The following is an 8,419-nucleotide window of genomic DNA, read 5'->3' as shown; positions in this document are numbered from 1 at the left end:
GCAAAATGGCCCCCGCCGTGATCGTCGGTGCCGTCGTCGTGGGCCTCGCCGGTGTGGGCCTCGGCGTCGGCTGGGCGCTGAGCGGTGGCGGCGGTGACGACACCGCTGCGCAGCGGGCCCCGGAGGCCGCCGCGGACAAGGCACCCGAGGAGAAGCCGAAGCCCGCGCCCAAGCCCGCGGAGGACCCGACCCGGACGCAGGCCAAGGCGCTCGACGCGCTGCTGGGCGACAGCAACAGCAGCCGCTCCGCGGTGATCAACGCGGTGAAGTCGATCCGTACCTGCGACAACCTCGAAGGCGCGGCCCAGGACCTGCGGGCGGCGGCCGACCAGCGCAACGGCCTCGTCGACCGGCTCCAGCAGCTCTCCGTCGACAAGATCCCCGACCATGACCGGCTGACCGCCGCGCTGACCACCGCCTGGAAGTCCTCGGCGGCCGCCGACAGCCACTACGCGGCCTGGGCCGACCGGGTCGGCGACAAGCACGGCTGCCACAAGGGGCACGCCCGCAACACCAAGGAGGCCGCGCAGGGCAACGCGGCCAGCGGCGCCGCGACCAAGGCCAAGAACGAGGCCGCCGGCATCTGGAACCCGGTCGCCAAGAAGTACGGCCTGACGGAGCGCCACGCCGACCAGCTGTGACCGGGGGCGCCCGGAAACGGACGCCCCGCCCGGCTCAGCTCTCCGGCCGCCGCCGCTCCAGCGTCCTCGTCACATCGACGAAGCCGGCCGTGACGGCGGTCACCCGGCCCTCCGTCACGGTCTGGTAGGTCACCTTGCCGTTGACGATCCGGGGCAGGTCCTGGACCGCGAGCATGTCGGACGGCCGCCAGCGCAGCGGCGGCGTGAGGCCCCCGGTGCCGATGGGGCGCCCGCCCCGGTCCAGGGCGCCCCGCAGGGCGCGCGCGGTGATCTCCTCCACGCCCTCGGCGTCCAGCCGTTCCACCAGGGCACGCAGCACCGTGTACGCGATCCAGGTGGTCTGGACGCCCTGGTCGGCGGGGTCGATGCGGCCGTCGTCGAAGGCGTGGTCGCGGACGACCCGGCGCATCGGCCCCCAGCGCGGATCACCGGCGGCCGGGTACCAGCCGGTGAGGTCGGCCCCCTCCAGCGGGCCCGCCCGGCCGCCCGTCCGGTCCACCAGCGACTGGTCGACGCTGCCGAGGACGGAACCGATCCGTACCGGCGGCCCGCCCGCGCGCAGCCGCCGGTAGGAGTCGAGGAAGGTGTCCGTGTGATCGCCGAGCGCGGCCGTCACACAGGCGTCACCCTTCGCCGCGCCCGCCAGGACCCGCCGTACCTCGCCGGAGTAGTCCGTGCCGTCCTCGGGCGCCCGGACGTCCTCGGCCGGCGGCCGGTCGCCCTGCCGCAGGCCGGAGTCGAGGAGGGCGGGCATCCGGTCGCCCTGGAGGGTGTCCGGCCGCACCAGGGAGACCTGCCGGCAGTGGCGGGCGAGCTGGCGCCCGTTGCCCGCCAGCAGCGACGCCTGACCGCCGTTGACCGGGTACGACAGGGGGCTCTCGAACTCCTCGTCCGAGGCGCCGTAGCCGCCGATGTACGGGATGCCGTTGATCTCCAGGGGCGAGAGGAACGACCGGCCGAACTGACTGTACGAGCCGACGACCGCGACGGCGCCCTCGTCGACGGCCCGCTGGGCGCACCGGGCCGCGCCCACCGAATCGTTGCGGTCGTTGCAGGTCAGGACCCTCAGCCGATGGCCGGCGAGGCCGCCTTCGGCGTTGGCCCAGCGGGCGTACGCCTGGGCCATCGCCGGCATCCCGGGCTTGTTGGTCGCCGGGGTGCCCTGCGGTGCCCAGGTCATCACCGTGAGCGGCCCCTTCTCCCCGGGGCCGGAGCCGGGGCCGGGGAGGGAACCGCAGCCGGAGAGCAGCGACGCGAGGACCGCCGTGCACGCCGCCGCCGCGGTGAGGGCCGCGGACCCGCGGGGGGAGGAGGAGTGTCGCCGTCCGGTCATGGAGCCGGAGCCTTCCGGTCCGCCGTCAACGCGCGAGTGACCCACGGTCAACGGGCGGTGACGTCGTGGTGAACTCCGGGGGCCTCCGGGCGGCCCCCGGGACGGACCGTACGATCACATCTGTGCAAGGTTCGGAGAAATCTTCCCGTCGCGGCCGCCGCTCGACCACCATGGGCGGCATGCCGCTCAACGACATGCCGTGGTGGCGCTGGCGCAGCACGGTGCGCTCCGCGCTGCACATGCTCTCCGACCCCGCGTTCCAGCAGGACACCTGGGCCGCCGGACGCCCCGGGTACGGGGACGTGACCGACGCCGTCTACCGCCTCGTCGAGGACACCTGGCTCGACAACTGGTCCGCCGACAAGTACGTCGGCACGATCTTCCGGGACCCCCAGGAGGCGGCGCTGGTGGACGTCGCCGTGCTGCGGGTGCTGCGTATCCTGCACCAGGTGGGGGCGGACGCGCCGGCCGCCGACTACCTGGGGCACCACGCCTGGCCCGAGGCCGTACGCGCCGCCCGCGAGGCCCACGTACGGATGGCGGTGGCGGACGGCGACGACCCGGACGCGCCGCCGCAGCCGCTGGACGTCCTGGCCTTCATGACACGCAGGCCGGGCACCCCGGTCTGAGCAGCCGCTCCGGTGTGCGACCCTATGAGGTCATGAGCGAGTCGCAGCCCACCACCCCCGCATCCGACGACCGGGCCGCCGCCGGCGGCGGCGGTGGCCGGAGCACCCGGACCGACCAGTACGTGCTGACCCTGTCCTGCCCGGACAAGCAGGGCATCGTGCACGCCGTGTCCAGTTATCTCTTCATGACGGGCTGCAACATCGAGGACAGCCAGCAGTTCGGCGACCACGACACCGGGCTGTTCTTCATGCGCGTCCACTTCAGCGCGGACACGCCGGTCAGCGTCGAGAAGCTGCGCGCCAGCTTCGCCGCGGTCGGCGACTCCTTCGGCATGGACTGGCAGATCCACCGGGCCGAGGAGAAGATGCGCATCGTCCTGATGGTGTCCAAGTTCGGCCACTGCCTCAACGACCTGCTGTTCCGCTCGCGCATCGGGGCGCTGCCGGTCGAGATCGCCGCCGTGGTCTCCAATCACACGGACTTCGCCGAGCTGGTCGGCTCGTACGGCATCCCGTTCCACCACATCCCGGTCACCAAGGACACCAAGCGGGCGGCCGAGGCGCGGCTGCTGGAGCTGGTGCGCGCGGAGAACGTCGAGCTGGTCGTGCTGGCCCGCTACATGCAGGTGCTCTCCGACGATCTGTGCCAGGCGCTGTCCGGCCGGATCATCAACATCCACCACTCCTTCCTCCCCAGCTTCAAGGGCGCCAGGCCCTACCACCAGGCGCACGCCCGGGGCGTGAAGCTGATCGGCGCCACCGCCCACTACGTGACCGCCGACCTCGACGAGGGCCCGATCATCGAGCAGGAGGTCGAGCGGGTCGGCCACGACGTCACCCCGGACCAGCTCGTGGCGCTCGGCCGCGACGTGGAGTGCCAGGCCCTGGCCCGCGCCGTGAAGTGGCACAGCGAGCGCCGGGTGCTCCTCAACGGCACCCGTACGGTCGTCTTCGCCTGACCCGCCCGTCCGTCCCCTCCCGCCACGCCCGTCACAGGCGGGAGAGGGACGCGGTGGCGGACAGCACCTCCCAGATCGCCTCGCGCTCCCCGTACTGGCCCGCCGCGGCCTCCTCCGGTGGGACGTGCCCCGCCGCGAGCTGGCAGAACTCGGCGCCGTCCAGCGCGACACGGGCGACCGTGTGCTCCGGTGAGGCCACCGCCGCGGGGGAGTCCAGCGCGATGTACCAGTCACCGCCGCCGTCGCCCTCGACCTCCAGATGGAGCGTGCGGCCCGGCGCGCCCGCCTCGGCCAGCCGTGGCGGGGCCAGTCCCGCCCTGCGGCGCTCGGCGAGGGCGTGCGGCAGCAGCCGCGCCGCGAGATCGACGAGCCGGTGCAGATGGGCGCCCGCGGGCGGGGCGTACGGATAGTCGACGGCCTCCGCGATGTCCCCGGCGTGCACCCAGCACTCGAAGGCGCGGTCCAGGAACGCGTCGCGCAGCGGCAGGCTGATCCTCCCGTACGACACATCGAGGTCGCCCACGCTGCGGCCCGCGAAGGCGGCCGTCCTGATGAGGGCGTGGCTCTGCTCGCGCCAGGGGTCGCGGGCCGCGGCCGGGTCGGCGGCGGGGTCCGCCGACCGCCAGTGGGCGTCCGTACGGGCGGCGGGCCCGGCGCCCTCGGGAGGCGCGGCCGCGCCCAGCGGGTCGGCGAGGCCGAGCGCCGTGGCGACCTGGCCGTCCACCGTCATCAGATGCCCGATGACCCCGGCGACGGTCGTCTTCCGCTCCGCCGGGCCCGACGCCTTGTACCAGCGCAGCCGTACCGGGGCGCGCCACTCCGCCGCGCCCATGTCGCCGAGCAGTGCGTCGAGCCGGGCGGTCTCCGCGTCGTAGGGCGTCGCCCAGGCGGGCACCGGGATACGGCCGGGCGGCGGCCGAGGCAGCCCTCCAGCACCCGTGAGCGCAGCAGCGGATCGAGGTCGAGGCTGTCGGCGGGGTGGAGCAGGCCGACGGCGTCGCGCAGCCGCAGGGCCTCCTCGGCGCAGGCGGCGCAGTCCGTCAGGTGGGCCTCGACGGCGGCGGTCTCCTCGGGCGAGCAGGCGGCCAGTGCCCAGGCGCCGAGCAGCGACTTCAGGACGGTGTGCGGGAGGACGTCGCGGGCCTCGCGCGGGCCGGCGCCGTCCGGGCCGGGCAGGTCGTGGACGGGGTCCGCGAGGGGCGGGGCGTCGTCCGGTCTCCGCGGTGCGGGCGGGTGCGCTTCCGGGGACCGCGGCCGGAGGTCGGGGAGCGGGCCGAGGTCCTCCGGGGCCAGGCGCGGGGACGGTATCCGCGGCCGGGCGGCGGGGCCGGGGTCGCCGTGCCCCGCCCCGGCGTCACCGGTGCCGTCCTCGCCGCGGGCCTCCCCGGAGTGCTCCGGATCCGGCTCCTCGGGACCGTAGGCGCCCCACTCGTCACGGCCGTTCACAGCGGCCGTCCGGAGCCCGGCGGCGGGGTGGCCGCCGAGGGGCGGCGCGCGGTGTGCCGGGCGGGCGGAGGGGCCTGGTGGTGGTGGGCGGTGGACAGCAGCTGGAGGCCGAGGCGGAGCCGGCGGCGGGCCTCGTCCTCGGTGACGCCGAGGTCGGCGGCGGTCTGGCGGTAGTCGCGGCGCTGGAAGTACGCCAGTTCCAGGGCGTCGCGCAGTGGTGCGGGCATGGACGTGACGATGTAGTCGGCGCGGGCCGCCGTGGAGGCGGCGCGGATCTTGCGTTCCCGCTCGCGCTCCAGTTCGGCGGGCCCGGGGCCGTCCTCGCCGCACTCGCGCGCCGAGGCGGCCTCGGCCTGACGCAGCCGGTGGACGGCCTGGCGGTGGGTGAGGGTGGCGACCCAGGAGCGCAGCGAGCTCTGCCGGGGGTCGTAGGCGTCCGGGTTCTCCCAGATGTAGCCGAAGACCTCGCGGGTGACGCGGTCGGCGGCCTCCTCCTCGCCGAGGACGCGGTGGGCGAGGCTGTGCACCAGTGAGGCGAAACGGTCGTACAGCTCGCCCAGGGCGGCCGCCTCACCGCGGGCCAGCCGCTGCTGCATCCGCCTGTCCCAGCGCGGTGGTGCGTCCTTTCCCATCGGACCCCCCATCTCCTGTCCGTCACCACGGTCGCTCCCGTACCGGTCCCGCTCCGGCACCGTCCCCCGAATGTAGTCGGCGGGTCAGGAGCCGCAGGGGCCTTTACGGCAACCCGCGCCGGCCCCGACAGCGGATGGTAAAGGAGCTGTCGCTTTGTGGGGGTAATGCCCGTTCCTGGTGGATCGAAGCGGATCGTTCGTGCAGGAATAGGGCGATGTGTTACCCGGGTGTGACCAGATATCGGTACATGGCGGTCCCGCACTCCGCATAGCCTTGAGGGCGAACGGCCCGTGGCACCGAGGAATCCGACGCGATTCGGGGGGAAATTCGGGGGAAGGAGCCGGGCAGTCGTGCCGGGGAAGGACGAGTTCCGGACAGCTTCGGGAACCACCCGGTCCGCAAGCGAGCGAAAGGCTTCGAGCGCGTGTCGTTGAAGGTGGCGGAAGACGAGCAGGGCCGCTGGGCCGTCCTCCGGGTCTCGGGCGAGATGGACCTGGTCACCTCGCCCTCAGTACGTCAGCACGTGCACGACGCCGTCGCAGACGGCCGCCGCAGCCTGGTCCTCGACCTCTCCGAGGTCCGGTTCTGCGACTCCAGCGGTGTCGGCGTCCTCATCGCCGCCCGCCGGCTGATGCGCTCCTGCCAGGGCAGACTGCGGCTGATCCTCCCCGCCCAGGGCGCCGTCGACGGCTCCCACGTCAACCGCGTCCTCGCCGCACTCGGCGTCCGCCGCCTCTTCGAGGTCTACCCGGACCTGCCCACCGCCGTCGACGAGGCCGCCGCGCCGCTCACCGCCTGACTCACCCCGCCCCGTACGGCAGCTCCGCCCGCACCACGAAACCGCCCTCCGGCGTCGCCCGCGCCTCCAGCCGGCCGCCCAGGCTCTGGGCGCGCTCGCGCAGCCCCACCAGACCGTGCCCGCCACCGGGCAGGGAGGGCACCGGGGCCGACGCGTCCGGCGGCCCGTTGCGGATCTCCACCCGCAGCCCCGCGTCCCGCGCCAGCGGCTCCACCCGGACCCGCACCCGGGCGCCCGGCGCGTGCTTGCGGACGTTCGTCAGCGCCTCCTGGACGGTACGGAACGCCGCCCGCTCCACCGTCCGCGCCCCGCCCGTCCCGTCCACCACGGCGCCCTCGTACGTGACGTCCAGTCCGCTCCGCTCGATCAGCCGCGGCAGCTCCGCCAGATCCGGCTGCGGCACCGGCTCCCGCGCCGTCCCGCCCGCCGCGCGCAGCACACCCACCATGTTCCGCAACTCCTCCAGCGTCCGCACCGACAGCTCCCGGATCGTCCGGGCGCCCGCACGGGCCTCCTCGTCCCCCGCGCCGACCTGGAGGGCACCCGCCTGGAGACTGATCAGACTCACCTGATGGGCCACCACATCGTGCATCTCCCGCGCCAGCCGGGCCCGCTCGGTGGCCTGGACCCGCTCCGCGAGCAGCCGGTCCTCCCGCCGCCGGCTGCGCGTCAGCTCCTCGATCCGGGCGGCCAGCTCACGCCGGGTACGGACCAGCAGCCCCAAGGTGATCGGCGCCCCCGAGGTGACGCACGCGTCGATCAGCACCAGCGTGTTGTCCCGGTAGGCGGTCGGCTCGAAATCGGACAGCGGATACGGCAGGAAGTGCGCCGCCACCAGCAGCACCGCGCAGACCGCCAGCCGCCCGCGCCCGGGACGGAGCGAGGCCAGGGTGTAGAGCGCGATCATCGGCGCGAACCAGATGTAGCCGATCCACAGCCCCGGCAGCGTCACCAGGAACACCGTCAGCGGAAGACGGCGCCGCACCGGCAGCACGGCCGCCGCGGCCAGCGAGGCCGCCAGCTCCAGCGACGGCTCCACCCCGTTGACGAGCAGCGCGTCGGCGGTCCCCAGCAGCACCGGGACGACCAGCGGACCCCACCGCCGCGACCACCGCCCCGCCCGGACGCGGAAACCGCCCACCCGCGTCACACGCTTCCGGGTATGCCCGGCACCAGCCCGGCACGGTCGGCGACGACGGCGGCCTGCACCCGGTTGATCCCGCCCAGCTTGGCCAGCAGCGTCCGCACATGGTCCTTGACCGTGCTCGGCGCCAGCCCGATCCGGTCCGCTATCTGCGCGTTGCCCAGCCCCGCCCCGAGCAGCGCCAGCACCTGTGCCTCCCGCGGCGTCAGCCCGCTCACCGCACGCACCGCCGACGCCTGCCCCTCGGCGGTCAGATAGCCGCCGATCACCGCGCGGGTCACCCCCGGGTCCAGCACACTGCCGCCCGCCGCCAGCGTCCGCACCGCCCGCACCAGCTCCTCCGGGTCCGAGTCCTTGAGCAGGAAACCGGCCGCGCCCTCGCGCAGCGCCGCCGACAGGTACTCCTGCGCGTCGAAGGTCGTCAGCATCGCCACCACCGGCGGCCTCGGGGCGGCGCGCAGCGCCCGCAGGACGTCCAGACCGTCGACGTCCGGCATCCGCACATCGACCAGGACGACATCGGCGGCGCTGTCCAGCACCGTGCCGACGGCCTCGGTCCCGCCGCAGTCCGCGACCATCTCGATGTCCGGGGCGCTCCCCAGGATCATCCGCAGCCCGGACCTGACGAGCCGTTCGTCGTCCACCACAGCGACACGGATCACCGGCCGCCCCTTTCTCGTCGTACCGTTCCGGACCGGCGGTGCCACCGCACGCCGCCCGCCCCCGGGCGGCCCCCCACCCCCGCCGCCCGGCGGGGGTGCGCCCGCGACCTGCGGACGATGCCCCGGGGGGACACCGCCGGGCACAGTGCCTTCATGCTGCACCACCGGTGAGG

At 74.6% G+C, this 8,419-nt stretch carries 7 protein-coding genes and 2 pseudogenes; 4 read left to right on the top strand and 5 right to left on the bottom strand.

The genetic code is table 11. The features are described from left to right. Positions 1-641: pseudogene (locus AC51EU_RS23875) on the top strand (hypothetical protein); the annotation flags it as partial. 34 nt (positions 642-675) lie between these two features. On the opposite strand, the gene AC51EU_RS23870 reads toward AC51EU_RS23875, so the two are convergent. Continuing rightward, positions 676-1,974, bottom strand: a complete 1,299-nt coding sequence (locus AC51EU_RS23870; protein ID WP_496269102.1) for an ABC transporter substrate-binding protein — start codon at positions 1,972-1,974, stop codon at positions 676-678. Between the two features lie 170 nt (positions 1,975-2,144). Here AC51EU_RS23870 and AC51EU_RS23865 point away from each other — a divergent pair, with 170 nt between their 5' ends. Continuing rightward, on the top strand, positions 2,145-2,603 hold the full coding sequence (locus AC51EU_RS23865; RefSeq protein ID WP_496269103.1) for an SCO4402 family protein: 459 nt from the start codon (positions 2,145-2,147) through the stop codon (positions 2,601-2,603). A 32-nt stretch (positions 2,604-2,635) separates the two neighbouring features. Next, positions 2,636-3,562 (top strand): formyltetrahydrofolate deformylase, encoded by a 927-nt coding sequence (gene purU / locus AC51EU_RS23860; protein ID WP_496269101.1) that lies wholly within the window; start codon positions 2,636-2,638, stop codon positions 3,560-3,562. Positions 3,563-3,593: 31 nt separating this feature from the next. On the opposite strand, the pseudogene AC51EU_RS23855 reads toward purU, so the two are convergent. Together AC51EU_RS23855 and AC51EU_RS23850 are read right to left on the bottom strand one after the other, a co-directional pair. Beyond that, positions 3,594-5,008, bottom strand: a pseudogene (locus AC51EU_RS23855) (zf-HC2 domain-containing protein). Beyond that, on the bottom strand, positions 5,005-5,640 hold the full coding sequence (locus AC51EU_RS23850) for a sigma-70 family RNA polymerase sigma factor (RefSeq protein WP_496269100.1): 636 nt from the start codon (positions 5,638-5,640) through the stop codon (positions 5,005-5,007). Before AC51EU_RS23850 ends, AC51EU_RS23855 begins: the two are co-directional and overlap by 4 nt. 425 nt (positions 5,641-6,065) lie before the next feature. Between AC51EU_RS23850 and AC51EU_RS23845 the strand changes: the two genes are divergently transcribed. Then, a complete protein-coding gene (locus tag AC51EU_RS23845; protein ID WP_496269099.1) occupies positions 6,066-6,440 on the top strand; it encodes an STAS domain-containing protein in 375 nt (124 codons plus the stop codon). Position 6,441: 1 nt separating this feature from the next. Here AC51EU_RS23845 and AC51EU_RS23840 read toward each other — a convergent pair whose 3' ends face one another. Both AC51EU_RS23840 and AC51EU_RS23835 read right to left on the bottom strand, forming a co-directional pair. Next, complete coding sequence (locus AC51EU_RS23840; RefSeq protein WP_496269098.1) at positions 6,442-7,590, bottom strand: sensor histidine kinase; 1,149 nt, start codon at positions 7,588-7,590, stop codon at positions 6,442-6,444. After that, complete coding sequence (locus AC51EU_RS23835; RefSeq protein WP_496269097.1) at positions 7,587-8,246, bottom strand: response regulator; 660 nt, start codon at positions 8,244-8,246, stop codon at positions 7,587-7,589. The genes AC51EU_RS23840 and AC51EU_RS23835 overlap by 4 nt, the downstream gene beginning before the upstream one ends. Positions 8,247-8,419 lie beyond the last annotated feature (173 nt).

It is taken from the genome of Candidatus Streptomyces philanthi, assembly GCF_059553635.1.
Note: the sequence above shows the minus strand (reverse complement) of the source record. Positions and strands in the feature narration are given on the sequence as shown.